The sequence below is a fragment of the Salinicola acroporae genome (genome assembly GCF_003206615.1).
GTDB lineage: Bacteria > Pseudomonadota > Gammaproteobacteria > Pseudomonadales > Halomonadaceae > Salinicola > Salinicola acroporae.
In genome coordinates this window covers 637,907-663,721 of the sequence record NZ_PZJW01000006.1, presented here as the reverse complement: position 1 = coordinate 663,721, position 25,815 = coordinate 637,907, and the positions used below count along the sequence as shown (strand labels likewise).

Here is a 25,815-nt window from a genome sequence, read left to right as displayed (position 1 = left end):
GGATCGAGACAAGAAAATGAATGAGATGACACAGCGCACGGTGTACGTGAATGGCGACTACGTCGCTGAGCGGGACGCCACGGTATCGATCTTCGACCGGGGATTCATGCTTGCCGATGGCGTCTACGAAGTCTCTTCGGTGCTGGATGGCAAGCTGATCGACTTCCCCGGCCATATGGGGCGCCTGAAGCGCTCCGCCGCCGCGCTCGAGATAGCGCTTCCGTGGGACGAGGAGACGCTACTGGCGATCCACCGCGAGCTGATTCGGCGCAATGCGCTGGACGAGGGGATGGTCTACCTCCAGTTGACCCGAGGCAGCGCCGGCGACCGGGATTTTCACTACCCCGACGCCGATACCCAGCCCACGCTGGTGCTGTTCACCCAGGCCAAGCCGCTGGTCGACGCTCGCAGTGGCCGGGAGGGCATCCGTGTGGCCACGCAGCCGGACTGGCGCTGGGCACGGCGTGATATCAAGACGGTGCAACTGCTCTATCCCGCCATGGCCAAGATGGCGGCGAAGGCTGCCGGGGCCGATGACGCCTGGTTGGTCGAGGACGGCATGGTGACCGAAGGGGCTTCCAATAATGTGTGGATGCTGACGCACGACGCGACCCTGGTGACCCGCGAGCTTTCATCCGCCATTTTGCCGGGCATTACCCGGGCCGCCGTCATGACGCTCGCCGAAGCGCTGTCACTGCAGCTCGAGGAGCGGGCGTTCAGCGTCGAGGAGGCACAGCAGGCCAGGGAGTGCTTCGTTACCTCGGCCTCCTCGTTCGTGACACCGGTCATCGCGATCGATGGGGTCTCGGTCGGCGACGGACATCCCGGTGAGGTGGCCCAGCGCCTGCGAGCGGCCTATATCGAGGTGAGTCGCCGCCGCGCCCTCTAAGCCGCCGCCGGCCGGCTCGAACGAGTCGGCCGACGCGGACCAGCCGGAAACGACAAGGCCCGCCGATCGCGAGAACGGCGGGCCTTGTCGTGATATCTGGTGGCTACGCCCTGATTCGAACAGGGGACCCCATCATTATGAGTGATGTGCTCTAACCAGCTGAGCTACGTAGCCTGAAGGGCAAATCGAGTCGCCCGACAACGGTTGCGAATACTACCATAACCCGATGAAACGTCAACGCTTTTCGAAATCCACATCCAGTTCGGGGGTGGCCTCGGCTAGACGTTGAAGCGGAAGTGCATGACGTCGCCGTCCTGGACCACGTAGGCCTTGCCTTCCAGGCGCCACTTGCCGGCTTCCTTGGCGCCGTTCTCGCCGCCCAGCGCCACGAAATCGTCATAGCTGACCACTTCGGCGCGGATGAAACCCTTCTCGAAGTCAGTATGGATCACGCCCGCCGCCTGGGGGGCGGTGGCGCCAACCTTGACCGTCCACGCCCGCACTTCCTTCACGCCTGCGGTGAAGTAGGTCTGCAGGCCCAGCAGGCCATAGCCGGCCCGAATGACGCGATCGAGCCCAGGCTCCTCCATGCCCATCTCGTCGAGGAACATGGCGCGCTCCTCATCCTCGAGCTCGGCGATCTCCGCTTCCAGCTTGTTGCACACCGGCACCACGACGGCGTTCTCACTGGCGGCGATGCGGCGTACCGTATCGAGATGGGGGTTGTTCTCGAAACCGTCTTCGTTGACGTTGGCAATGTACATCGTCGGCTTGAGCGTCAGGAAACCGAAGCTGCGCAACTGGCGCTGTTCATCCTCGTCCAGGCCGAAGCTGCGCAGTGGTTGGCCCTCGGCGAGATGGGGCTGGATGCGGTCGAGGATCGCCTTGGTGGCGATCGCCTCCTTGTCGCCGCCCTTGACCACCCGGGTCAGACGCTGAATCGAGCGCTCCACCGCATCGAGATCAGCCAGCGCGAGCTCGAGGTTGATGGTCTCGATGTCGGCGGTGGGGTCGACCTGGTTGGCGACGTGGATGACGTTGTCGTCATCGAAGCAGCGCACCACGTGGGCGATGGCGTCGGTCTCGCGGATGTTGGCCAGGAACTGGTTGCCCAGGCCTTCGCCCTTGGAGGCGCCCTCGACCAGGCCGGCGATATCGACGAACTCCATGGTCGTGGGCACGACCTTCTCCGGCTTGACGATCTCGGCCAGCTTGTCGAGTCGCGGGTCGGGCATCGGCACGATACCGGTGTTGGGTTCGATGGTGCAGAAGGGGAAGTTCTCGGCGTCGATGCCGGAGCGCGTCAAGGCGTTGAAGAGCGTCGACTTGCCGACGTTGGGTAGGCCGACGATGCCGCAATTGAAACCCATAGGATGTATCCGAGTTGATGTGCAGGAAAAGCTGAAAGAGAGGCTCGCTATTCTACGGGACGCCGCAGCAGAAGGAAGAGGAAAGAACGGCGCCGCGCGCCTGGAAGCCACGCGCTCGAGTGCCGAGGCAGCCCTGTTTCGTCCTCTTTCTCATTGCTCAGCTCTTGAAGCTGTGCAGGCGATTCATCGCCTTGGCCCATTGGCCGTCGAGGGCGTCGGGGAGGGTGTGTACGGTTTCGAGAAGCGCATCGTCGATGGCTTGGCGCTCTGCCTTGCCGGGACGCCCGAGCACGTAATTGGTGACCAGCTTGGCGCTACCGGGGTGGCCGATGCCGACGCGAAGGCGGTGAAAGCCGTTGGTATTGCCCAGCGCGCTGACGATGTCACGCAGACCGTTGTGCCCGCCGTGCCCGCCGCCTGTCTTGTAACGGGCGCAGCCGGGGGCGATATCGAGTTCGTCATGGGCGACGAGAAGCTCGTCCGGGGCGATCTTGAAGAACTGGCACAGCGCGGCCACGGAGGCGCCGCTGCGATTCATGAAAGTGGTGGGGTTGAGCAGGTGCAGGTCGTGCCCGCTCAGACGGATCTTGGCATACAGACCCAGAAACTTGCGCTCGGGACGCAGCGTCTGCGCTGCGTCCCGAGCGAGTTGCTCGACCAGCCAGGCGCCGGCATTGTGGCGAGTGTCTTCGTATTCCGGCCCCGGGTTACCGAGCCCAATGATCGCTTTCACTACCATGCCGACTGCCTGTTATCCGGTCTTTGACACAAGATTATGCGTCGTCTTTCGGCTCGCCATCTTCGTCGACGCCTTCACCGGCGACTTCGTCGTCACGCGACACGGTCGGGTGAGTCACGCTGACCACGCCGGCATCGTGCTCTTCGCCGTGGGTCAGCTCGACCAGGGTCACACCTTCCGGCAGCTTGAGGTCGGAGAGGTGGATGGTCTCGCCGAGGCCCAGGTTGGCGACGTCGACTTCGAGGTACTCCGGCAGCTTGGACGGCAGGCAGCTGATCTGGACGTCGTTGTTGAGGACGTGGATCACGCCACCTTCATCCTTGACGCCCTTGCAGTTCTCTTCGTTGAGGAAGTGCAGCGGGACGTTCAGGGTCAGCTCGTGGGTCGCATCGACGCGCATGAAGTCGGCATGAGTGATCAGCGCCTTGTACGGATGACGCTGAAGATCACGGATGACGACCTGTTCGCTCTTGCCGTCGACCTTGATATCGATGACCGAGGAGAAGAACGCCTCGTCTTCGATCGCCTTGTAGAAGGCCGGCTTGTCGATGGTGATCGGCTGCGGGGCGGCTTCGCCACCGTAGATGATGGCGGCGACCTGTTCGTTCTTGCGGCGCAGGCGGCGGCTCGCACCTTTCCCCAGCTCCTTACGAACATTGGCGGTCAGGGTGTAATGGGACATGGATTGTCACCTCTAGTGGTCAAGTAAAGGAATCGGCATCGCCCGCGACCAGACGATGCCGTTCCAGCAGGAACCACTGCCATCACGGCAGTGGCTCACGTATCCACGCGTGCTTCGCTGTTCGCTCCCGCCCCGTTTCCGGTGTCGGGAGGGATCAGTGAAACATCGCGCTGACGGATTCTTCGTTACTGACACGCCGGATGGCTTCGGCAATCAGGCCGGCGACCGTCAATTGACGGATCTTGCCGCTGCGACGTGCAGGTTCGGAGAGCGGTATGGTATCGGCAACGACGAGTTCGTCAAGCACCGAACCGCTAATATTGTCCACGGCGGGTCCGGAAAGGATCGGGTGCGTGGCATAAGCGACCACGCGACGGGCGCCGTGGGCCTTCAGCGCCTCGGCGGCCTTGCATAGGGTGCCGGCGGTATCGACCATGTCGTCGACCACCACGCAGGTGCGGTCCTGAATGTCGCCGATGATGTGCATCACCTGGGCCTGGTTGGCCTGAGGGCGGCGCTTGTCGATGATCGCCAGGTCGACGTTGAGCTGCTTGGCGATGGCGCGAGCGCGCACCACGCCGCCCACGTCAGGGGAGACCACCACCAGATCGTCATAGTTCTGGCGCTCGATGTCGTCGAGCAGGATCGGCGAGCCGTAGACGTTGTCCACCGGCACGTCGAAGAAGCCCTGGATCTGGTCGGCATGGAGGTCCATGGTCATGACTCGGTCGACGCCGGCCTTGACCATCATGTCCGCCACGACCTTGGCCGAGATCGGCACTCGGGCGGAGCGCACCCGGCGATCCTGGCGGGCGTAGCCGAAGTAGGGCACCACCGCGGTGATCCGCGTTGCCGAAGCGCGGCGCAGCGCATCGACCATCAGGATCAGTTCCATCAGGTTGTCGTTGGTCGGCGCGCAGGTCGACTGGAGAATAAAGACGTCTTTACCGCGCACGTTTTCATTGATCTCGACAGCGATTTCGCCATCGCTGAACTGGCCGACCGTGGCATGGCCGAGCCGGTTATCGAGACTCTCGGCTACCTTGGAGGCGAGTCCGACATTGGCGTTACCGGTAAAAACCATCAATTTAGACACGCGCGGCCACCTTTGGGAGCTGTTGAAGGTCAGTAGGGGACATTCGGTTCAAGCCAGGACGGGTGACAAGACTGCCGGTAGCGTACGAGACGAGAGGTTGCCGAAACACCACGCCCGCCCGCTTGCGATGCGGGGCGGCATCGAAATCGTGCGTCGAGACGGCAGGGAAAAGAACCGCAACGTCGGTGGGGAAATCGTGTGGGCTGAGCGGCCATCGCGTCCCGGTTTCCGTTTGCAGGCTTGTCGAAATTCAGGAAGTGGCTGGGGTACCAGGATTCGAACCTGGGAATGCTGGTACCAGAAACCAGTGCCTTACCACTTGGCGATACCCCAGCAATCATCGGTCGCGCTCATTATGCGCAAAAGCGCAAACCGTTGGCTAGGTTTGAGGGCAAAACCAGTCGTGAAGTCGTCATTCGTCTGAAAAGACTGATGAAAACCACGTAAGTCTCGGTTTTCAGATCGAAGACGTCACGCTTGGGCCTGACCCAAACCTTCGGCAAGATCCAAAGCCTGGTGCAGTGGCGACAGATTGCAACCGCGGGCCTTGAAGGCTTGCCATTCATCCGGGACCTGCTGCAGTACCTGATCGGCCTGCGTTTCGCCGTCCAGCGGACAGAAGACGCAGGCGCCAGTCCCTGTCAGCATCGCGTGGCCGTACTGGCCAAGCCAGTCCAGCGCGCGATCGACCTCCGGATGAAGCGCTCGCACGATGCGCTCGCAGTCGTTGCGCCACACCGCTTCGGGGCCAGCCCCATCGAGTGCGCGACGCATACTAATGACCGTGCTATCGCGTGTCAAACCGGGGTGGCCGAAAATCGCCGCCGTGGAGATTTCCACGCCAGGATGAAGGATGACGAACCAGGCCGGCTCGAGATCCACGGCGCTCAAACGCTCGCCGACACCCTCAGCCCAGGCGCTGCGGCCCCGCACGAACACCGGGACATCGGCGCCCAGCTCCAGCCCCAGCGTCGCCAGCCGCTCGATGCCGAGCCCGAGATCCCACAGGCGGTCGAGCGCCAGTAACGTGGTGGCGGCGTTGGAGCTGCCGCCACCCAGCCCACCGCCCATCGGTAGGCGCTTCTCCAGGGTGATGGTCGCGCCCTGCCGGCAGCCGGTCTCGCGTTGAAGCCGGCGGGCGGCACGCACGATCAGGTTGTCCGCTTCGGCGACGCCGGCGAGTGCCGGCGACAAGACGATATCGGTCCCCCGGGGCGGCGTCTCGAACCGCAGCGTGTCGCCGCGATCCAGGATCTGGAACAACGTCTGCAGCGAATGATAGCCATCCTCGCGACGCCCGGTGATCCGCAGCAGCCGATTGAGCTTGGCCGGCGCCGGCAGCGTCAGCGACCTCATGGCGATCCCGCCGCCTGTTCCGGCGCCTTGTCGCTGCCGCTCCCCGGTTGCCACTGGTTGACCACCAGCGTGGCGCGGATGTCATCGTAGGTCATGATCAGGCGGCTCGGCAGCCACAGCGAGTCGGCATAGGTCCAGTCCCGGTAGTGAATGGTCCAGCCATCCTGGCTCAGGGTCCTGGGGAAGCCGAGTTCGTCATCGCTCTGCTGATGGATCCGGCCCGGCGCGGGGAGCCCTCGCACCCAATAGTCCAGCGCCGATATCGGCAGCGACCATCCCAGCTGTTGCTGCATCAGCGCTTCCGGCGACGATGCCTCGAAGCGGCCATCGCCGGTGGTCAGGGTGACGGCACCCCGGCGGCCCTCGAGCACGCTGCGTCCGGCGCCGAAGGGACCGCTGATCAGCATGCGGTAGTGATCGGGTGCCTGGGACCAGTCCAGGTTGGCACTGCGGCTCTCTTCTGCGGTGCGTAGCCCGACCTTGCCGGCGACCGTCCAGGTATCCAGCGCTGCCAGGTCCTGCTGTTGCCGCTGCCAGTCATCGGGCTGTCGCGGCACCTCCGGGGCTGGTGCTTGTCCGGCGCAGCCGGCCAGCCAGGCGAGCAGAAGCAGCGCCCCCAGTGGCTGCCACCAGCGTCGAGACGGGAACGACAGGTGGCGTGGCTGAGCATTGGCAAAAAGGCTTGGAGACATGGCAAATTCCTGTCGAGCGCGGATGATTCCGGTGTGCAGATGGGGGCGTATACGATAACAGGGGCGCCAGGTCGTCAAGAACCGCGAGTTCGTCTACCTCGCCCCCGGGCCTAGGGCTGCGGGGCCAACTGGGGATAGCGGGTCAACAGGTCGTCGATATCCGGATGGACTTCGCTGTCGGCAAGCGCGGATTTAACCAGTTCCCGTGCCTCTCGCTGATGATCGAGCGCGACCAGGACTTCGGCGAGATGCGCGGCAACCTCCTGATCGGGTTGGCCAGCGTAGGCGCGGCGCAGGTAGCCCAGCGCCTTGCGGGTCTCCCCGCGTTTGAAATACACCCATCCCAGGCTGTCGAGGATCGCAGGGCTCTGCGGCTCGAGGGCATGAGCTCTTTCGATGAGCTCCTGCGCCTCGTCGTAGTTCTCGGTTGTCGTCGCGAGGGTATAACCCAGGGCGTTGAGCGCGGCGGCATTGTCGGGGTACCTGGCGATGAGCTGACGCATCTGGCTCATCATTGTCTCGACGTTGCCACGTTCGAACTCGCGCATGGCACGAGTATAGAGGAGGTCGGCGTCGTCCGGGGCCTGCTCGAGGCTGCTGGCAAGCAACGTATCCGCCGCCGCTGTCCGATCGACATTGTCGAGAGCCTGCAGGCCGATCTGGGTCAGCGCGACGCGTTGGCCGGGGTGGCGCAGAATCTCGATGCGCAAGAACTGCTGGGCCTGGTCGGTGCGACCGTCGGCGGTGAGCATCCGGGTGGCCAGCGCACGTGAATCGAGGAAACCCGGACCCACGGGTACCTGGCGGTAGTAAAGAAGCGCGTTCTCGATCTCACCCTGGGTCTCGGCAATGCTCCCCAGTACCAGATAGGTGGCCGGCGGCGTGTCATCGCGGTCGAGCAGTGGCAGCAGCAATCGGCGGGCGGGTTCGATCGCTCCCGCCTCGAGATAGAGCTGGGCGAGGCCGATCCGCAGCGATGGGGTCGCGTTGTGCCGCGCCAACAGCTGATCGATCTGGCCTTCGGCGGCGGAGATGTCGCCATTGGCGATCTGGGCCTGGGCCATTGCCAGCAGGAACCGGTCGTCATCGGGAGAGAGCTCCTGGCCACGCCTGGCGGTCGCGGTGGCCTGGGCGTAGTCGCCGGCCTCGAGGGCGATCTGGGATCGGGCCAGCCAGAGCTCGGGTAGCTCGGCGTGTTGTCGTGTCAGGCGTTTCAGGCGCTGCTGGGCCTCATCCACCCGGCCGTCGGCGGCCTCCAGTCGGGCAGTCGCCATCTGGGCGTCGGCATCGTCGGGGAAGGTGGCGGTGAAGTCGCGCAGTTGAGCGATCAGCGGCGGCAGTTCCGCTTGGGACTCCACCATCAGGTCTGCCAGATCGAGCAATTGGGCATCTTCCCCCGCCCGGGCGAGTTCCAGCCTGTGCTGCAGGGCCGCCGGCCAGTTGCCGCGATCTACTGCGATTCCCGACAGCAGCTTTTCCGGAGCCGTATCCTCAGGTGCCAACTGCTGCCAGCGTTCCGCCGTGGCATTCAGCAGCGCCGTATCGTCGGTATAGCGCGCGGCCAAGGTGGCACGCTCGGCCAGGGGGGCGGAGCGGTAACGCTCGGCGGCCGCCAGGTAACCCATCGCGGCACGATGAAAATCGCCGCGTTGGCCAGCCATCTCGGAGAGCAGCACCTGGGAGAGACCCTCTGCATCGAAGCCACTGGAGACCGGCGGTGCCGTCGCTAACGGGTCATCGACAGGCGGCGACATGGAACCGCCCGACAGGCTCTCGCAGCCAGCCAACAGGGCCGCACAGATGGCGGCGGATAACAGACTTTTAGGCATGCGGCCCTCGAGATCGATCAATGGGTCCAGCATAGCGGCTGGCGGGCCGGGGTCAATCGCGGAGACAGCCATCGCGGGCCTGATTCATTGCCTGCTAAGCGTCTTCCGGTTGTGCTAAAATGGCGCCGCTTCGCTCGACGGGTGACACGTGGGCCTGCCCCTTGGCTGCGCGTCAGGTCCGTCCAGGCTTCGTTGGGTGACGGGATCAGGAAACGACTCTTACCGGCGTCCCGCGCCTTGCCTGAACGCACTTGACGCAGCAACGCGGCTCGCGGCCTATAGTGTGAACGGGCCCCGGTTGGGGCCCGCCGTCGGCTGGTATGTCTTGGCGTCTTGGCCACTGGCCGGTCGCGAACATTGATGGAGCGTCTGACGACCTGACATCCGTCGCGTTCCATCCCGGCGCGCCGCATGATGCTCGAAGGCGCGAGGGCCGGGTCCACGCAAGAAAGTGACCGTGATTTCATGACGCTGCTAGCACTGGGTATCAATCATAGGACGGCCGCTGTCGACATGCGCGAGCGTGTCGCCTTCTCGCCGGCACAGCTCGAGTCCGCGCTGACGCAGCTGCGGGCCCTGCCCGACGTGCGCGAGGCGGCGGTGCTCTCCACCTGCAACCGGACCGAGTTGTATTGCATCACCGTGGCCGAAGGTGAGCGTCAATTGCTGGAGTGGCTGGGGACATTCCACGGCATGCCGGCCGAGGAGTTGTTGAACTGTGCCTATCACTACCACGAGGGCGAGGCCGCAAAGCATCTGATGCGAGTGGCAGCCGGGCTGGACTCGATGGTGCTGGGCGAGCCGCAGATCCTCGGTCAACTCAAGGATGCCTATCAGATCGCGCGTCAGCACGCGGGACTCGGCAGCGAGCTGGAGCGTCTCTTCCAGCATACGTTCTCCATCGCCAAGCAGGTCCGAAGCGAGACTTCGATCGGCGAGAACCCCGTATCGGTTGCCTACGCGGCGGTCAGTCTGGCCAGCCGGATCTTCGATGATTTCAGCCGGGCCCGCGCCCTGCTGATTGGCGCCGGGGAGACGGTCGAGCTGGTTGCGCGCCATCTTCGCGAGGCGGGCATCATGGGGCTGACCGTTGCCAATCGCACCCTGGCGCGAGCCCAGGCGCTGGCCGACGACTGCGGTGGACGGGCGATCGAGCTCAGCGCCATCCCGCAGGCGCTGGAGCAGGCGGACATCGTGATCGCTTCCACGGCCAGTGAATTGCCGATCCTCGGCAAGGGTATGGTCGAGCGTGCGCTCAAGGTGCGCCGTCATCGGCCCATCTTCATGGTCGACATCGCGGTGCCGCGGGATATCGAGCCCGAAGTGGGCGATCTCGACGATGTCTTCCTTTATAGCGTTGACGATCTGCAGCAGGTGATCGCCGAAAACCGCCGTCATCGCGAGGTCGCCGCGCGGCAGGCCGAGGCGCTGATCGACAGTGGCGTCGAGCACTGGTTGCACCAGCGCCGGGTTCGCGGCGCGGGGGACCTGATTCGGCGTTATCGTCAGCACGGCGAAGCGCTCAGGCGCGACTCCGAAGCGGAGGCACTGGCGCAATTGGCGCGCGGCGAGGATCCCGAGACGGTGATCAAGCGGCTTTCGCACCAGTTGGCCAACAAATTGATGCATGGTCCGACGCTGCGCCTGCGCGAAGCATCGGGCCAGTCACGTCACGATATCATCCAGGCGGCCGATAACCTGCTCATCGAGGGGCCCGCCAAGACACAGGACTCGGTATGACAATACAGGACTGGGCATGAAAGCGTCTTTGCGCGAACGACTCGACGCCTTCCAGGACCGCTTCGAGGAGCTGTCCGCGCTTCTTTCCGAGCCCGAGGTGATCGCCGATCAACCGCGTTTCCGGGACTACTCCCGCGAGTATGCCGAACTCGAGCCGCTGGTCGGGGCCTGGCTCGCCTATCGCCGCACCGAAGGCGACATCGAGGCGGCCGACCAGATGCGCCAAGACAGCGATCCGGAGATGCGCGAGCTGGCCGAGGAGGAGTGGCGCTCGTCACGAGCGGAACTCGAGGAGCTGGAGGAAGAGGTCAAGCGCCTGCTGGTGCCCAAGGACCCGGATGACGACAGCAACGTCTTCCTGGAGGTTCGCGCGGGCACCGGTGGCGACGAGGCCGCGCTGTTCGCCGGTGATCTGTTTCGGATGTATTCCCGCTATGCCGAGCGCCGGGGCTGGAAGGTCGAGGTGGTCAGTGCCAGCCATGGCGAGCAGGGCGGCTACAAGGAGATCATCGCGCGCGTCAAGGGCGATAACGTCTACGCGTCGTTGAAGTTCGAGTCCGGGGCGCACCGGGTACAACGCGTCCCGGCCACGGAATCCCAGGGGCGTATCCACACCTCGGCCTGTACCGTCGCGGTCATGCCCGAGGCGAGCGAAGTCGGCGATGTCGATATCAACACCAACGATCTCCGCGTCGATACGTTCCGCTCCAGCGGTGCCGGTGGCCAGCACGTCAACACCACGGACTCCGCCATCCGCATTACCCATTTGCCGACCGGGCTGGTGGTCGAATGTCAGGAAGAGCGCAGCCAGCACAAGAACCGGGCCAAGGCGATGTCGTTACTGGCGGCGCGACTCAAGCAGGCCGCGGTGGACTCGCAGCGCCAGCAGCAGGCCGATACCCGGCGCTCGCTGGTAGGGTCGGGCGACCGTAGCGAGCGGATCCGGACCTACAACTTTCCCCAAGGGCGGCTCACCGACCACCGGATCAACCTGACGATCTACAAGCTGGGTGAAGTCGTTGCCGGCGATCTCGACGAAGTGATCAAACCGCTGGTCAACGAGTACCAGGCCGATCAACTGGCAGCCCTGCAGGGCGAGTGATGACGATCGACGAGGCCCTGCGTGAGGCGGCGGCGAGACTCGTGGCATCACCCACGGCGCGGCTTGACGCCGAGGTGCTGCTGGCCCATGTCTGTGCCGCCAACCGGACCTGGCTCTATACCTGGGGCGATCGCGAACTGACGGCGGCGCAGCGGGAACGCTTCCAGGCGCTGACCGCCCACCGGGTCGAGGGGGTGCCGGTGGCCTATCTGGTCGGATCGCGCGAGTTCTGGGGGCTGAGTCTCGAGACGTCGCCGGTGACGCTGATTCCCCGGCCGGATACCGAGTGTCTCGTCGAGGTCGCGCTCGAGGCGGCATCGGCGCCCGCCGGCGAGCTGCTCGATCTGGGCACCGGCACCGGCGCCATCGCGCTGGCCTTTGCCAGTGAACGGCGTGATTGGCATGTTACCGGCGTCGACCTCTCGACCGATGCGGTGGCGCTGGCGTGGCGCAATGCCCGACGGCTGGCGATAACCAATGCGCGCTTTCTCCAGAGCGACTGGTTTTCCGTGCTGTCCGGACATCGCTTCGACCTGATCCTCTCCAATCCTCCCTATATTGCGGAAGACGATCCGCACCTGCTGCTCGATGACGTCCGCTTCGAGCCTCGCTCGGCGCTGGTGGCGGAGGCCGCGGGGATGTCGGATCTGGTCTGGCTGGTCGAGCATGCGCCGGACTACTTGCGTCCGGCAGGCTGGCTATGGGTCGAGCACGGTCATCGTCAGGCGGGACCGGTGCGGAAGGCGCTGCGGGATCGCGGTTTTCGCGGCGTCACGTCGCGGCGCGACCTGGCAGGCCACGAGCGGGTGAGCGGTGGTCAGTGGGGCTGACTCGAAATGCCAGCTTGGCCACCAGCGTTGAACGAAGGTGACCGGGCTCACTGGAGGTTTGTAACGCCCCTGTGATAGTAATAACGCCCCCATGAGCGGCGACGGAACCGCGGCTCGTGGCATGACAGTCTCGCTGTCGACCGCTTGTTTTCAGGGAACCCTTCTCATCCATCGGCTTGGAACAATTACACCAATGAAAGCCAAATCTCGAGCTCTCGATCGGATCGATCTCAACATACTGCGTTGCCTGCAGGACAACGCCCGTATCTCCTACGTGGATCTGGCATCGCAAGTGGGTCTGTCGACCACGCCCTGCCTGGAGCGGGTCAAGCGCCTCGAGCGTTCCGGTATCATCCGGGGTTACAAGGCCATCCTCGACCCTCGCGCGCTGCGTGCCAACCTGCTGGTGTTCGTTGAAATCAGCCTCAACACGCAGTCGCCATCGGTGTTCGACGAGTTTCGCAAGGCGGTCGCCAAGCTGCCGCAGATCCAGGAGTGCCATCTGGTCTCCGGACAGTTCGACTACATTCTCAAATGCCGTATTCCCGAAATGTCTGCCTATCGGCAACTGCTGGGCGACGTGGTATTGACGTTGCCCGGCGTCAAGGAGTCCAAGAGCTACGTGGTCATGGAAGAGGTCAAGGAGGAGTTGGCGCTGCCGATTCCCGACTGCCTGCCGGAAGACGACCGATGATGCGTGGCTAGGGCTGGCCGATAACGGTAGCTTTCGTGCCCAGGAAAGTTCATGAACGACCAAGCATTGTTACGCTACAGCCGTCACATCATGCTCGACGAGATCGACATCGTGGGACAGGAGCGCCTGCTGGCCTCCCGCGTGTTGGTCATCGGTGCCGGTGGGCTGGGATCTCCCGCGGCCCTCTACCTGGCGGGAGCCGGCGTGGGTCATCTGGGCATTGCCGATGACGACATTGTCGAGTTGTCCAACCTGCAGCGTCAGATTGCCCACACGGAAGGGCGCCTGGGGCACTCCAAGGCCCGCTCGGCGGCTGAAGCGGCACGAAGCCTGAACTCGGCATGTGACGTACGAGCCCTGGAAGCACGTCTCGTCGGCGAGGCGATGATGGCGGAAGTCGCCCTGGCCGATGTGGTGCTGGATTGCACCGATCGGTTCTCCAGTCGCTTCGACATCAATCGCGCCTGCGTCGAGAGCGGGACGCCTCTGGTGAGCGGCGCGGCCATTCGCTTTTCCGGCCAATTGGCCGTCTTCGATCCCCGCCAGCACCAATCGCCGTGTTACGCCTGCCTCTACGGTGAGCAAGGGGACGATGAAGCGCTGACCTGTGCCGAGAGCGGGGTGATTTCACCACTGGTCGGTTTGATCGGGAGCTTCCAGGCGCTGGAGGCGATGAAATTGATCACGGGGGCGGGGCGGCCTCACCAGGGGTTATCCACATTCAACGCGCTGGAGGGCGAGTGGCGCCATTTCGCGCTGCCTAGAGATCCTGCCTGTCCGGTGTGTGGTAATCGCTAAATATACCTGGCATTGCGAAGGGACGGCGATGATTCACGGCGACCTGCCGGCGATAGGTAGCGGCGAGATGAGTCGGCCTTCGCCGGCAATGTGGACCTGATGACGGCACCGCCCGTTCTACCTGGTGGAGATGGGGCAGGACGTCTGCCCGGCAACACTAAAGTTGATGAAAATTCCGGCTTCTCTCCCTCGTGTTATCCTGATAGCCTAATATCTATAGTAGTTGGCTGGGGGATAAATCTACCATATGTTGATTTCCGGCGTGCAAAAACCAATTTCATGATTTGTTGAATCGAGGCGAGCGCACCCGCTGCGCGTGCCCAGAGGTTCATGGTCGCGATACCGCGATCTTTGGCCCTGCCGACTCCATCGTAGCGATCGAGTCGGTGGGGCATTTTTTTGTTCCTAGCGCGGTAAAAACGCCCGCTGGTCACTTTTCTTGCTTGGCGACTTCCGCTCCAGGTCATTCTCAAGATTTTGATATCTCTGCCGATATCCAGAGCCAAGTGCGGTTTTTCTCAGCGGGGTGGCACTCATTTATGCCATTGTAAAGTAGCGCTTTTTCAGTGATTTTTTAACCTGTGTTAATTAAGTTGAAGCGTAATGTGGGGCAGACTAACTTTAATTAATTCACGGTCGAACACTGTTCAGCCGCGTTGAGGTTGCCCGGGCTGTATCAGAGGCGAGTATTCGGTAAGGCCATGAAATTGACGACGCGGGATCTTCAGCCCGTCCAGCAACGGACAAAAAATGCGCCGCGCAAGGGGACCCTTGCCTACCACGCTCGGATTTCCGGGATGCCGCTGGGAACATTGAAAACGCGGGTCAAGAAACTTGTCGACCGAGGCGTCGAAAGAGAGCGCGCCATCGAGATTGCGCTAAGTCAACCTATCGGGCCCCAAGGGCGTCCGAGGAAACCCACGCATCGCTAGACTCGATGCTCGCCCGGAAAAATCGCACGGGATCGGGTGGAAAGGCGAGAGCCCCTGCGGCATCGTCAGGGGCTTTCGGGTGAAAGCGAGAAACCGTGTTGGCCGGCTCGCTCTTACGAGGATCGAGAGTCACCATCCCATTGCGGATTGCCGTCACGCATCAGGACTCGGTCCCCGTCGGGCTTCTCGTCCAGCTTGGCTTCATGCACCTCGCCATCGTAGCGATACCGGACATCGTAGCCCACAGTCTCATCCTTGCTGTCATTGACGGTGCTGCAGCGCTGTTCGGTGGTCTGGTAGGTGTCGCCCTGCTGCATCTGCTGCTGGACCTGGTTGCCTGCCACGCCACCACCGACGGCACCCGCCGCGGTCATGATCTTCTTGCCGCTGCCGCCACCGAACTGATTGCCCACGACGCCACCGACGATGGCGCCGATCGCGGTGCCGGCGATGCGGTTCTCGTCTTTCACCGGGCGCTGATGGGTCACCGTGACGTTCTTGCACACTTCGCGCGGCGTGTTGGTGGTCTGAACGATCGGCTCGACGCTGACGATCTCCGCATATCTGGGCCCGCTCTCCGAGGATTGATAGGAGCCGACGGCGATGCCTCCGGCAATACCCAGTGCAGCAATGACGCCACCAATGACGATCGGTTTGTTCATGACCTTGCTCCTCTCTGTGCTCTCTGCAGTACCGAACCGTCATGCGTTCGATGCTGCAGTCTTCGCAATTCTTGTGATGTCCCTATCGATTGCCGATTGGCATGATCTTCGGAGAGCGCCACTCCATGAGCGCTTCCGCAAGATCGAATGATTATAGCCTCGAAACTTCCGGAGAGCGCCGGGCCGGCGGGTTATTGAACGCTGTTTCCATTTTGGCGACGGGGTGTCTCCAAATGGAAACGTCTCCGGGCGGCGATCATCAGGTCAAGCGATGGGAAGCGTGAGGCGACTTTTTCCACGACAAGGACCGAGAAGCGGGGCGGGTATCAGGAGTGGGGAGAACTGACAGGACTCGTCGGCGCCGGGTCCCCGGCGCCGAGTTTCGTGCCGCTGGGGTTTACAGCGCGAACTGGGCCAGCTTGCGGTCGACTCTGGCCTTCTTGAGTTTGGCGACCTTGGGCAGACCATTCTCGAACGGAGGGAAGTCCTCGCCCAGAATCAGCGGCGCGAGATAGCGGCGGCCAGCTTCGCTGATATAGAGACCATCCTCGCTGATGTACTCCCGCGGCATGAACTTCTCGTGATTGGCTATCTCCGACAGCGGGGCAGGCTCGATCTTCCATTCGTAGGGGGTATCGGAGACGCGCTTGATGGCGGGCATCATCGAGTTCTGGCCTGCCAGCGCGAGTTCGACGGCGGCTTCGCCCACGGCATAAGCCTGATCGACATCGGTCTTGGAGGCGATGTGGCGGGCCGCCCGCTGCAGGTAATCGGCCACCGCCCAGTGGTACTTGTAGCCGAGATCTTCCTTGACCATCGATGCCAGGGTGGGGGCGACTCCACCGAGCTGCTTGTGGCCGAAGGCGTCGGTGCTGCCCGAGTCGGTAAGGAAGGTCCCGTCGGCGTACTGGGCGCCCTCGGACACCACGAGCACGCAAAAACCGTGAGACTTGACCGCCTCGTCGATGCGCGCCATGACCTTCTCACGATCGAACGCGATCTCCGGAAAGATGATCAGGTGCGGTGCTTGTTGCGGGGACTCTCCGGAGAGGGCGCCGGCGGCAGCGATCCAGCCGGCATGTCGACCCATCACCTCGAGGATGAAGACCTTGGTGGACGTCGAGCACATCGACTCGATGTCGAGCGCCGCTTCGCGGGTCGAGGTGGCGACGTACTTGGCGACACTACCGAAGCCGGGGGAGTTGTCGGTGATGGGGAGATCATTGTCGACGGTCTTGGGAACGTGGATAGCCGTCAACGGGTAGCCCATCGTCTCCGACAGCTGGGAGACCTTGAGGCAGGTATCGGCGCTGTCGCCTCCGCCGTTGTAGAAGAAGTAGCGGATGTCGTGGGCCTTGAATACCTCGATCAGGCGCTCGTACTCGGCGCGATGCGTCTCGATGGACTTGAGCTTGTAGCGACAGGAGCCGAACGCGCCGCCGGGCGTGTGGCGCAGCGCCGAGATAGATTCCTCGCTCTCCTGGTTGGTATCGATCAGGTCTTCCAGAAGCGCGCCGATGATGCCGTTGTGCCCCGCATAGAGATGACCGATGCGATCCGAGTGGCGACGGCAGGCTTCGATCACGCCGCAGGCGCTGGCGTTGATGACGGCAGTGACGCCACCGGACTGAGCGTAGAACGCATTGTGCTTGGCCATATCGGCTCTCATCTCCTGAGGTTCGGTTGTGCTGGTCTGACGTCGTCGGCCCGGTGTGCTCGGTCGCATTCCCGCGCGGACTTCGATGACGGTCTCGCGCTGGCAATGATCGACCTCGAATCATCACGAGTGGATGAAACTGGCTGGCCAATCGTTTGACACCTCCCTGTCGAGGGCCGGGGCACGAAAGCGGGCCCAGCATAGCCGAAAGGCGAATGCCTGTTAATACGAGGCGGGATTGAGGGGCACGTCAATTTTCTGCAACTGAGGGATGAGAGGGAGACCAGTTCGGGCTGATCGACCGAGTTGAGTTGCCGGCTGGACCGGGTGGACGGTGAGGGCCACGTCACCGGCGGGCGTCCAGTGGTTCGGTCCGGGAGGCCATGCTAGGCTCGCCGGTTAATGTGAGGGAGAGTTCGAATGCACATTCATGTAGTAGGGGCTTGCGGGACTTTCATGGGGAGTCTGGCACGTCTGGCCAAGATGCTGGGACATCGGGTGACGGGGTCGGACGCCAACGTCTACCCGCCGATGAGCCTCCAGCTTCGGGAAATGGGCGTCGAACTGGCGGAAGGCTATGATGCCAAGAACTTGCAGCCGGCACCGGACCTGGTCATCGTCGGTAATGCGCTCTCCCGGGGAAATCCGGAGGTCGAGGCGTTGCTGAATGCCAAGCTGCCCTATGTCTCCGGGCCGCAGTGGCTGGCGGAGCAAGTCCTGCCGGGGCGCCGGGTCCTGGCAGTGGCCGGGACGCACGGCAAGACGACGACTGCCAGCCTGCTGGCCTGGATACTGGAGTGCGCCGGTCTCGAGCCTGGTTTCCTGATCGGAGGCGTACTTCGCAACTTCGGCCTCTCCGCCCGTCTCGGCGGGGCCGGTGCACCGTTCATCGTCGAAGCGGACGAGTACGACACGGCCTTTTTCGACAAGCGCTCGAAATTCGTCCACTACCGGCCGGATGTCGCCATTCTCAACAATCTCGAGTTCGACCATGCCGATATCTTCCCCGACCTGGCAGCCATCGAACGACAGTTTCACCACTTGGTACGCACGGTGCCGGGTAACGGCTCGCTACTGGTCGCCGATGACGAACCCTCCCTGGAACGCGTGTTGAGCCAGGGGTGCTGGACACCGGTTCAGCGCTTCGGGCGACTGCCCGGGAGCGAGTGGCGACTGCTGCCAGATCCGGATGACAGCCGTGTCTTCACCGTGGTTTCGGGGGGCGAGAGCCATGTCGTCCGCTGGGGAATGAGTGGCCGGCACAATGCGGCCAACGCCGTGGCCGCCCTGGCCGCGGCCAGTTGCCTGGGTGTTACCCTGGCCGATGGCTGTCGCGCGCTGGCGACATTCGCCGCGCCCCGCCGGCGTCAGGAGATCCGCGGCGAGGCAGGTGGAATCCAGGTTCTCGATGACTTTGCCCACCATCCCTCGGCCATCGCGCTGACGCTCGAGGGGTTGGACCAGGACCGGCATGGGGGGCGGTTGCTGGCGGTGATCGAGCCCCGCTCCAACACCATGCGCCTGGGAGGCATGAAAACACGTCTGGCCGATAGCGTCTCGCGGGCCGACAGCGTCTGGTGGTATCAGCCCCCCGGGCTCGAATGGTCGCTGGCGGAGGTGGTGGCCGGGCATGGGGCCAGTCGCGTCGAGACCGATCTCGATGCGCTCGTCGCCCACGTCGTCGAACAGGCGGCATCCGGTGACCGGATCGTCGTCATGTCGAACGGTGGATTCGGCGGCATCCACGACAAGTTGTTGCAGGCACTGGAGGCACGCCATGGCCGTTCGCGATGAGTCGATTTCCGTGAAGCAATATCGGGCACCGATCGCCGTCGCGCTCACCGGTGCGTCTGGCGTCCAGTATGGGCTACGCCTGGTCGAGTGTCTCATCGCCGCCGAGCATGAGGTCTACGTAATGGTCTCCAAGGCCGCTCATCGTGTGATCGCCGTCGAGACCGAGATCGAACTGCCAGCCCAGCCGGATCGGCTTGCGCGGGACCTGACCAAGCGATTCGGTGCCGGGGAGGGGCAGGTCCGCTGCTTTGGTCGCGAGGACTGGATGGCGCCGGTGGCATCCGGTTCCGGGGCGTGGCAGGCACTGGTCGTCTGCCCTTGTTCGACCGGCACCCTATCCGCGGTGGTCTGTGGCGCCAGCAACAATCTGATCGAGCGTGCCGCCGATGTGGCGCTTAAGGAGCGGCGAAAGCTGATCCTGGTTCCCAGGGAAACGCCGCTATCGGCCGTTCACCTCGACAACATGCTGAAGCTGACCAACATGGGGGGCGTGATACTGCCGGCTGCCCCCGGTTTCTATCATCGCCCGGACAGCGTCCAGGCGATGATCGATTTCGTCGTGGCACGCATTCTCAATCAGTTGGGTATAGCCCAGACGCTGATGCCGCGCTGGGGCGATTGAGCCGGCGTGGAAGCCTCTAGACAGGGGCGAAGAGGACGACTCTCAGCACCTCCAGTATCAGCGAGGCCGCACAGAGCCAGGGCCAGGGAGGCATGTCGCGGTCCGGGCGCTGAAAATGCTGATAGCTGATGCGCGTCAGGGCACAGACGATCAGGCCCACCAGGGCGCCGCCGATCAAGTCGCTGGCCCAGTGAACGCCAATCACCAACCGGGACAGGGCCATGGGGACGCACGCGACGATACCCAGCCAGTAGGCGTATCCACGATAGCGCTGGGGCATCACCTGGGCCGCGAAAGCGGCCGTCAATCCCACCACGACCACAATCGTCGAGGTGTGGGCGCTGGGGTAGGACATCGACCCCGTCAGGTAGTCCGGCGTATCCGGGCGGGCTCGCCCCGCCAGGGATTTGAATACCGTGTTGACGATGGCGACGAGAATCAGAGCGCCGGCGATATGCAGCAACGCGGCGAAGCGCCGTGCCAGCAGTAGCCACACGAGCCAGGGCGCCATCAGGACCCCAATGCCCAGTGCATCGCCCACCTTGGCCAGGACCTCGCTGGTTCCGATGAGCCAGTTGCGCTGCAGCAGGCTGGCCAGGGCATGAATCTGCTGATCCATCGGTAGTGGGCCATTGTGCATCAGGACCCATGCGGTCCAGACGATCAGGGCGATCAGGCTGGTCGCGAGTAACGACACCGAGGCCAGCGGAAACTCGTTGGCTGGGGATGGCGAACATAGCGCATGCCAGCCTTTGGAGAGTCGCGGGCTGCGCGCCATGCGTTTCTCCAGCCAGCGGTGCAGGCGACCCTCCCCGCTGAGCTGATATCGAATCCACGAGAACAGCAGCGCCAGCACCAGCAGCGAAACGGACAGCGTCAGCAGCCACCGTTCGGCACCGGGAGGCAACTGCATCAACTCCTCCCACGAGCGGCCGAGCAGGTAGCCCGGTAGCAGGTAGACCGGGGCCCATGCTATCGCGGAGAGCAGGTTGACGAGGGTGAAACGTTTCGTCGGCATCGCCAGCATGCCGGCGATCATGGGAATGAACGGGCGGACAGGTCCGAGAAATCGGCCAACGACGACGGACAGGATACCGTAGCGCTGAAAGAACTCGTGGCCTCTTGCCAGCCACTGGGGATGACGTGACAGCGGCCACCAGTACGGAATGCGGTCGCGCTGCGTGCGGCCCAGCCAGAAGCTCAGGTTGTCGCCGGCGAATGCGCCCAGGATGCCGACGATCAGAACCGACCACAGCGGAACGTCGTCATGGCCGGCGATCGAGGCCGCCGCACCCAGCAAAACCACACCAGGAACGACGATACCGACGACCGCGAGTGACTCGATCAAGGCCACTGCGAAGATGATGACCAGCAGCAGTTCCGGTGGAGGGGCGAGAGAGTAGAGCCAGTGAGTAAGGTTCAAGCGTGCGGTTCCAGCAGTTTGTTGGCGGCGGTTTCCAGGCGTTGCGAAAAGCGTTCGGGGCTCTCCTGAGCACGCAGTGTGCAGACGCGACTGAAACTTTCCAGGGATCCGATCTCCGGATGGGCGACCGACGTCACGGCATTCGAGAGCCGCTTGGCGGCTGCCACGGCCCCCGCCTCGCCGGCGTTGGGCAAAATGAGCCAGAAGACATTGGCATGATGTTCGCCAAGCAGATCGCTCTGGCGGCTGTTGTCGGAGATCACTTCGCTGAAACTCGCCGACAGTATCTCGCGCATGTGACCACCGAACTGGTCGCCGGCCTGATCCAATTGCGGAATGTAGAGCACCAGTACGCTCAGCGGTCGGTCGAGCGCGGCTGCCCGGGCTACCTCCATATCGAGGCTTCTGGAAATGAACTCTCCGGTGGGCTGCACGTCGTCTCGCCATGGCCTCAGCGTGAACCGCAGGGCGCGAGTGCCGCCCGGCAACAGGGTCAGGGCCGCCGCCGCGAGAGAGAACCACCAGCCGAGCATCAGATTGATGGCCGTCATGTGCGCGTTGCCGAGAAGCAACAGCCATAGTGGTACCAGAAGTACCGTCAACAGCAGGGCCGGCAAGGGGGACAGCAGCAGATAGCCGAGCGTGATCGACAGCCCCAGCCATAACATGGGGCTGTGGCTACCCGGGGCTTCCAGGGCGCACAGAATCAGGCCGCCGATCAGCAGGACGTGGTCGGCGACAGCGGGACGCAGGCGACCCAGACATTGCAGTGGCACTGAGATCAGCAGTGCGATAGCCATCAATGTGGGCGGTAGTATCAGATCGTAGTGACGCATCAGGTGTTCCCACACGGCAAGCCCCAGCAGTAACGCCAGCGTGAGAAGGTGGGCGATCAACTTGTATCGGCTCAATGCCAAGGCTGCACCTCCGGAACCGCAGCGGATCGTTTGCCATGGTAGCTCGCGAAGCGATCCCCGATCTCCGTCAAGGGCGTCGACCACACCTCCTTGTGCGGGGCAATCGCATGCCGCAGCTGCTGACGTCGTTGGCGGGCCGATTCCGGGTCCGGGGCCACCAGGATGACGGCGATACCGTAGTCGTTGAGCCGGTAGGCGCGCTCATAGAGCGCCAGCGTATCCTGAAGGCGGCGGGACAGTGTCGCCATGTCAGCCGCCGTCGAGCGAGCACAACCGAAAACCACCACTTCCGCCTGTAGCGCCTCGCGCTTGGCCCGCTTCAGCTCCCGCTGGATGTCGCCGTCCAACTGGGCGACCGGGAGCAGCCAGCTCGATGTGGCGTGCGCCGATATCGCCGCGGGGCTCGTCTGCCGCTCCAGGCACAGCAGCCAGGCGATGGCCAGCGATAGGTCGGCAACGACAGCGGTGGGCAGCGGCGTGGTCCAGCCGATGTGGACGAGGCTCAAGACATAGATCAGCCCGCTGAATGCGAGGCCGGGCTTGCCCGGCATCCTCAGCAGGCACAACGGCAGTATCCACAACCAGATGTAGCTGCTGGGCTGGAGGGTAGCAAGCAGCGCGATGCTCGACACCACGATTGCGGCGGGAACCCAGCGAGATAGGCGCGAGGGGCCAATCGTCAACATCGCAAACGCGATGCTGCTGCCCCAGGCCACCACTCTTATAGCGTCTTCCGCCAGCCAGCCCGTGAGCAGAGCGAGCAGCAACAGAAGCGACAGTAGGATTCTTGAGCCGAGGCTTTTGTACTTGCTTTGCATGGTGGCTTATATTGGACCGATTGCGAATGGCTTGCTCGATTCGTCCCTCACTATCGCACGTGCCGAGAACAGCCGTATAGCGTCGATTGCGATCAAGGACAAAGCCTTATCGCCCATTCGATGCCAAGCTTCGCGGCCGGTCGATACGCTCTCGATGCGATGTCGAGCGTCGTTCGTTGCGGGCTACCACTGACAAGAGATAGTACACCATGCAGCAGACTGCGACCCGTCGGGTCGAGGATATCGCCCAATATATGCGGGAGCTGGGGCGGCAGGCACGCGTTGCGAGTGCCGCATTGAGGCGTGTCGACAGCGGTCGGAAAAACGCCGCGCTCGAGGCGATCGCGGCGCGCCTGGATGGCGCCAGGCCGGCGTTGGCGGAGGCCAACCGGGAGGACTTGGCCCGTGGTCGCGAGAACGGTCTGAGCGATGCGCTGCTCGATCGCCTGGCGCTGACCCCCGACCGGATCGACGCGATGATCCTCGGCGTTCGTCAGGTTGCCGCGCTCGCCGACCCGGTGGGCCAGATAGATGGCTTGAGCTATCGGCCGAGCGGAATTCAGGTCGGCCAGATGCGCGTCCCGCTGGGCGTGGTCGGCATCATCTACGAGTCCCGTCCCAACGTGACCGTCGAGGCGGCTAGCCTGTGCCTGAAATCGGGTAATGCCTGCATTCTCCGCGGCGGCTCCGAAGCAGCGTCCAGCAACGCGACCATCGCCGAGTGCATAGGCCAAGGCCTGGCGGATGCCGGCTTGCCTGCCGCCACCGTGCAGATCGTCGCGACGACGGACCGCGCGGCAGTGGGGGAACTGATCACCATGCCCCAGTTCGTGGACGTCATCGTGCCGCGTGGCGGCAAGTCGTTGATCGCTCGCGTTGCCGGCGAGGCGACAGTGCCGGTCATCAAGCACCTGGATGGCGTCTGCCACGTCTATATCGACGCCAGCGCGGATCTGGACAAGGCGTTAGCGATCGCGGACAACGCCAAGACCCAGCGCTACTCTCCCTGCAATACCATGGAGACGTTGCTCGTCCACGCCGATATCGCGGGTCAGGTGCTGCCTCGGGTAGCGGCCGTCTATCGCGACAAGAACGTGGAAATGCGTGGTTGCCCGCGCACCCGAGAGTGGGTCGGCGATGCCTTGGCGGCAACCCCCGAGGACTGGGCGACGGAGTACCTGGCACCGATCGTCTCCATCCGGGTGGTGGACGATTTCGATCAGGCCGTCGATCACATCAATACCCATGGGTCCCAGCATACCGACGCCATCGTGACGGAGAACCTGACCCTCGCGAGACGGTTCCTCGGCGAGGTGGACTCGAGTTCGGTGATCGTCAATGCCTCGACGCGCTTTGCCGACGGTTTCGAATACGGGCTGGGGGCGGAGATCGGCATCTCCACCAACAAGCTCCATGCCCGAGGTCCTGTGGGCCTCGAAGGCTTGACCACGCGAAAATACGTCGTCTTCGGTGACGGCCATGTGCGGAGTTGACGTGCCGGGCTCCTCGATTCCACGAATTGCGATGCTGGGCGGGACGTTCGACCCGGTTCACATTGGGCATCTACGTAGCGCCGTCGAGCTGGGAGAGGCGCTGGCGCTGGATGCGGTGCACATGATCCCGGCTCATGTCCCCCCGCATCGCAAGGCACCGGGGATTTCGGCCGAGCACCGCCTGGCGATGCTGAAAGCCGGTATCGGCGACACACCGGGGCTGGTGGCGGACGATCGGGAGGTCCGGCGCCCGGGGCACTCCTATTCCATCGACACGCTGATATCGTTGCGCGAAGAGTGGGGCGAGCAGGCGCGACTGATCATGGCCGTTGGTCACGATGCGTTTCTGGGGCTTCCGGAATGGCACCAGCGAGATCGGTTGTTGTCACTGGCGCACATCGTGGTGATCGACCGGCCCGACCACGAGGCCCCGCTGGAACCGGCATTGGCGTCGCTGATCGAGGGCCGGGAGGTCTCGACGGTGGAGTCGATGATGGCAGCGCCTGGTGGGCACCTGCTGCGGCTGCGACTGCCGAGCCGTATGGCCATTGCCGCCACCGAGGTACGCTGGCGTCTGCAGCAGGGGCTCAGCGTGCGCTATCTGATTCCCGAAGCGGTGGAGCGCTATATCGCCAGTCATGCCCTCTATCGCCATCCATGAGCGATATCGAGGAGGGGACTGGCGTTAATGGCCTATCCGCGTAAAATGCGCGACTCCCGGATCCCGGGGGTCGCGATTCCCTTCTCCGGAAGGGGTTATATGACGAGGAGCTATGCAGACAGATACGCTTAAATCATTGGTGGTGGACGCGCTCGAGGAGCTGAAGGCGCGCGATGTCGTCGAGCTGGACGTGGCTGAATTGACCAGCGTCACCGACGTCATGGTCGTCGCCAGCGGCACGTCCTCGCGGCACGTTTCCGCGCTGGCGGACAACGTGATCGAGAAAGCCAAGGAGGCCGGCCTTCGCCCGTTGGGCGTGGAAGGACAGCAGAGCGGAGAGTGGGTGCTGGTGGATCTGGGCGATGTGATCGCTCATGTGATGATGCCCGAGACCCGTCAGCTCTACGATCTCGAGCGTCTCTGGGCCGATCTGCCCGCCGACTCCCGGCGAGCCACCGGCGATGCGGATCGACAAGAGCTCCGGGGATGAAAATCCGGCTGCTGGCGGTCGGCTCGCGCATGCCGGCATGGGTCGAGGCCGGCGTCGACGAGTACCGCAAGCGGATGCCGCGGGAAATGCCGGTCGAGATCGTCGAGATTCCGGCAGGCCCCCGTGGCAAGAACGCCGACGTGGCGCGGGCGATCCAGGCCGAGGGTGATCGGATGCTGGAAAAGCTGAGAGATCAGGAACGTATCGTGGCGCTCGAGGTCAAAGGTACGGCCTGGACCACAGAGCAGCTTGCCCGACAGCTCGATGCCTGGCGTCTGGAAGGACAGGATATCGCCCTGGTGGTCGGCGGCCCGGACGGGCTTGATCCCCGGGTCGTGAGCCGCGCTCGACACTCCTGGTCGCTGTCCGCATTGACGTTACCGCATCCGCTGGTGCGGGTCGTGCTGGCGGAGCAGCTCTACCGCGCCTGGACATTGCTTACAGGCCACCCGTACCACCGTTGAGTCAGAGAGTCAGTCGCTTGTTCCCATTCGATACTGCCGACAGCGACGCCGTTGGACGCCTTGCC

General features: G+C 63.6%; 24 protein-coding genes and 2 tRNA genes. 12 read left to right on the top strand and 14 right to left on the bottom strand.

The annotated features are described in order from the left end of the window. Positions 1 to 16 precede the first annotated feature (16 nt). Complete coding sequence (locus DOM54_RS12415) at positions 17 to 889, top strand: D-amino-acid transaminase (RefSeq protein WP_240613879.1); 873 nt, start codon at positions 17 to 19, stop codon at positions 887 to 889. A gap of 97 nt (positions 890 to 986) precedes the next feature. Here DOM54_RS12415 and DOM54_RS12410 read toward each other — a convergent pair. The 9 genes from DOM54_RS12410 to DOM54_RS12370 form a co-directional block, all read right to left on the bottom strand. Next, positions 987 to 1,063, bottom strand: a tRNA-Met gene (locus DOM54_RS12410). A 104-nt stretch (positions 1,064 to 1,167) separates the two neighbouring features. Continuing rightward, positions 1,168 to 2,259 (bottom strand): redox-regulated ATPase YchF, encoded by a 1,092-nt coding sequence (gene ychF / locus DOM54_RS12405; protein WP_106420049.1) that lies wholly within the window; start codon positions 2,257 to 2,259, stop codon positions 1,168 to 1,170. Between the two features lie 157 nt (positions 2,260 to 2,416). Beyond that, the gene (gene pth, locus DOM54_RS12400) at positions 2,417 to 2,998 is read right to left on the bottom strand and encodes an aminoacyl-tRNA hydrolase (protein ID WP_110716587.1); all 582 of its coding nucleotides are present in this window, start codon (positions 2,996 to 2,998) and stop codon (positions 2,417 to 2,419) included. 34 nt (positions 2,999 to 3,032) lie between these two features. Continuing rightward, positions 3,033 to 3,680, bottom strand: coding sequence for a 50S ribosomal protein L25/general stress protein Ctc (locus tag DOM54_RS12395; protein ID WP_110716586.1), 648 nt, complete (start codon positions 3,678 to 3,680; stop codon positions 3,033 to 3,035). Positions 3,681 to 3,834: 154 nt separating this feature from the next. Continuing rightward, positions 3,835 to 4,776, bottom strand: a complete 942-nt coding sequence (locus tag DOM54_RS12390; protein WP_198655830.1) for a ribose-phosphate pyrophosphokinase — start codon at positions 4,774 to 4,776, stop codon at positions 3,835 to 3,837. A 258-nt stretch (positions 4,777 to 5,034) separates the two neighbouring features. Then, positions 5,035 to 5,109 (bottom strand) — tRNA-Gln (locus DOM54_RS12385). Positions 5,110 to 5,247: 138 nt separating this feature from the next. Next, positions 5,248 to 6,132, bottom strand: a complete 885-nt coding sequence (gene ispE / locus DOM54_RS12380) for a 4-(cytidine 5'-diphospho)-2-C-methyl-D-erythritol kinase (RefSeq protein WP_110716585.1) — start codon at positions 6,130 to 6,132, stop codon at positions 5,248 to 5,250. Continuing rightward, positions 6,129 to 6,824, bottom strand: a complete 696-nt coding sequence (gene lolB / locus DOM54_RS12375; protein ID WP_110716584.1) for a lipoprotein insertase outer membrane protein LolB — start codon at positions 6,822 to 6,824, stop codon at positions 6,129 to 6,131. Before lolB ends, ispE begins: the two co-directional genes overlap by 4 nt. A gap of 110 nt (positions 6,825 to 6,934) precedes the next feature. Continuing rightward, positions 6,935 to 8,653 (bottom strand): tetratricopeptide repeat protein, encoded by a 1,719-nt coding sequence (locus tag DOM54_RS12370; RefSeq protein WP_110716691.1) that lies wholly within the window; start codon positions 8,651 to 8,653, stop codon positions 6,935 to 6,937. Positions 8,654 to 9,118: 465 nt separating this feature from the next. Here DOM54_RS12370 and hemA point away from each other — a divergent pair, with 465 nt between their 5' ends. The 5 genes from hemA to DOM54_RS12345 all read left to right on the top strand — a co-directional run bounded on the left by hemA (position 9,119) and on the right by DOM54_RS12345 (position 13,817). Next, entirely contained in the window at positions 9,119 to 10,393 is a 1,275-nt protein-coding gene (gene hemA, locus DOM54_RS12365; protein WP_110716690.1) for a glutamyl-tRNA reductase, read from the top strand. Between the two features lie 16 nt (positions 10,394 to 10,409). Then, positions 10,410 to 11,495, top strand: coding sequence for a peptide chain release factor 1 (gene prfA / locus DOM54_RS12360; RefSeq protein ID WP_110716583.1), 1,086 nt, complete (start codon positions 10,410 to 10,412; stop codon positions 11,493 to 11,495). Then, positions 11,495 to 12,325, top strand: coding sequence for a peptide chain release factor N(5)-glutamine methyltransferase (prmC, locus tag DOM54_RS12355; RefSeq protein WP_110716582.1), 831 nt, complete (start codon positions 11,495 to 11,497; stop codon positions 12,323 to 12,325). Before prfA ends, prmC begins: the two co-directional genes overlap by 1 nt. Positions 12,326 to 12,518: 193 nt before the next feature. Beyond that, complete coding sequence (locus tag DOM54_RS12350; RefSeq protein WP_110716581.1) at positions 12,519 to 13,019, top strand: Lrp/AsnC ligand binding domain-containing protein; 501 nt, start codon at positions 12,519 to 12,521, stop codon at positions 13,017 to 13,019. Positions 13,020 to 13,070: 51 nt separating this feature from the next. After that, positions 13,071 to 13,817: a HesA/MoeB/ThiF family protein gene (locus DOM54_RS12345; RefSeq protein ID WP_110716580.1), complete on the top strand. Its 747-nt coding sequence runs from the start codon at positions 13,071 to 13,073 to the stop codon at positions 13,815 to 13,817. A gap of 1,045 nt (positions 13,818 to 14,862) precedes the next feature. On the opposite strand, the gene DOM54_RS12340 is transcribed toward DOM54_RS12345, so the two are convergent. Together DOM54_RS12340 and DOM54_RS12335 are read right to left on the bottom strand one after the other, a co-directional pair. Then, a complete protein-coding gene (locus DOM54_RS12340) occupies positions 14,863 to 15,411 on the bottom strand; it encodes a glycine zipper 2TM domain-containing protein (RefSeq protein ID WP_110716579.1) in 549 nt (182 codons plus the stop codon). Between the two features lie 397 nt (positions 15,412 to 15,808). After that, positions 15,809 to 17,068 carry a 6-phosphofructokinase gene (locus DOM54_RS12335; RefSeq protein ID WP_110716578.1) on the bottom strand — a complete coding sequence of 420 codons (1,260 nt, stop codon included), beginning with the start codon at positions 17,066 to 17,068 and terminating at the stop codon, positions 15,809 to 15,811. A gap of 420 nt (positions 17,069 to 17,488) precedes the next feature. Between DOM54_RS12335 and mpl the strand changes: the two genes are divergently transcribed. Further along, positions 17,489 to 18,862: a UDP-N-acetylmuramate:L-alanyl-gamma-D-glutamyl-meso-diaminopimelate ligase gene (gene mpl, locus DOM54_RS12330; RefSeq protein ID WP_110716577.1), complete on the top strand. Its 1,374-nt coding sequence runs from the start codon at positions 17,489 to 17,491 to the stop codon at positions 18,860 to 18,862. Beyond that, positions 18,846 to 19,484 carry a flavin prenyltransferase UbiX gene (locus tag DOM54_RS12325; protein WP_110716576.1) on the top strand — a complete coding sequence of 213 codons (639 nt, stop codon included), beginning with the start codon at positions 18,846 to 18,848 and terminating at the stop codon, positions 19,482 to 19,484. Before mpl ends, DOM54_RS12325 begins: the two co-directional genes overlap by 17 nt. A 16-nt stretch (positions 19,485 to 19,500) precedes the next feature. On the opposite strand, the gene DOM54_RS12320 is transcribed toward DOM54_RS12325, so the two are convergent. From DOM54_RS12320 to DOM54_RS12310, 3 genes are read right to left on the bottom strand one after another with little or no spacing between them, the layout of a single operon-like run. Next, positions 19,501 to 20,907, bottom strand: a complete 1,407-nt coding sequence (locus DOM54_RS12320) for a bifunctional DedA family/phosphatase PAP2 family protein (RefSeq protein ID WP_110716575.1) — start codon at positions 20,905 to 20,907, stop codon at positions 19,501 to 19,503. Then, a complete protein-coding gene (locus DOM54_RS12315; protein WP_162619846.1) occupies positions 20,904 to 21,824 on the bottom strand; it encodes a diguanylate cyclase domain-containing protein in 921 nt (306 codons plus the stop codon). The genes DOM54_RS12320 and DOM54_RS12315 overlap by 4 nt, the downstream gene beginning before the upstream one ends. Then, positions 21,815 to 22,510 carry a hypothetical protein gene (locus DOM54_RS12310; RefSeq protein WP_206019082.1) on the bottom strand — a complete coding sequence of 232 codons (696 nt, stop codon included), beginning with the start codon at positions 22,508 to 22,510 and terminating at the stop codon, positions 21,815 to 21,817. Before DOM54_RS12310 ends, DOM54_RS12315 begins: the two co-directional genes overlap by 10 nt. A 341-nt stretch (positions 22,511 to 22,851) precedes the next feature. Between DOM54_RS12310 and DOM54_RS12305 the strand changes: the two genes are divergently transcribed. The 4 genes from DOM54_RS12305 to rlmH all read left to right on the top strand — a co-directional run bounded on the left by DOM54_RS12305 (position 22,852) and on the right by rlmH (position 25,750). Then, positions 22,852 to 24,135 (top strand): glutamate-5-semialdehyde dehydrogenase, encoded by a 1,284-nt coding sequence (locus DOM54_RS12305; protein WP_110716572.1) that lies wholly within the window; start codon positions 22,852 to 22,854, stop codon positions 24,133 to 24,135. Beyond that, positions 24,122 to 24,796, top strand: coding sequence for a nicotinate-nucleotide adenylyltransferase (nadD, locus tag DOM54_RS12300; protein ID WP_110716571.1), 675 nt, complete (start codon positions 24,122 to 24,124; stop codon positions 24,794 to 24,796). Before DOM54_RS12305 ends, nadD begins: the two co-directional genes overlap by 14 nt. 112 nt (positions 24,797 to 24,908) lie before the next feature. Continuing rightward, complete coding sequence (gene rsfS / locus DOM54_RS12295; RefSeq protein WP_110716570.1) at positions 24,909 to 25,286, top strand: ribosome silencing factor; 378 nt, start codon at positions 24,909 to 24,911, stop codon at positions 25,284 to 25,286. Then, a complete protein-coding gene (rlmH, locus tag DOM54_RS12290) occupies positions 25,283 to 25,750 on the top strand; it encodes a 23S rRNA (pseudouridine(1915)-N(3))-methyltransferase RlmH (protein WP_110716569.1) in 468 nt (155 codons plus the stop codon). The genes rsfS and rlmH overlap by 4 nt, the downstream gene beginning before the upstream one ends. Positions 25,751 to 25,815 lie beyond the last annotated feature (65 nt).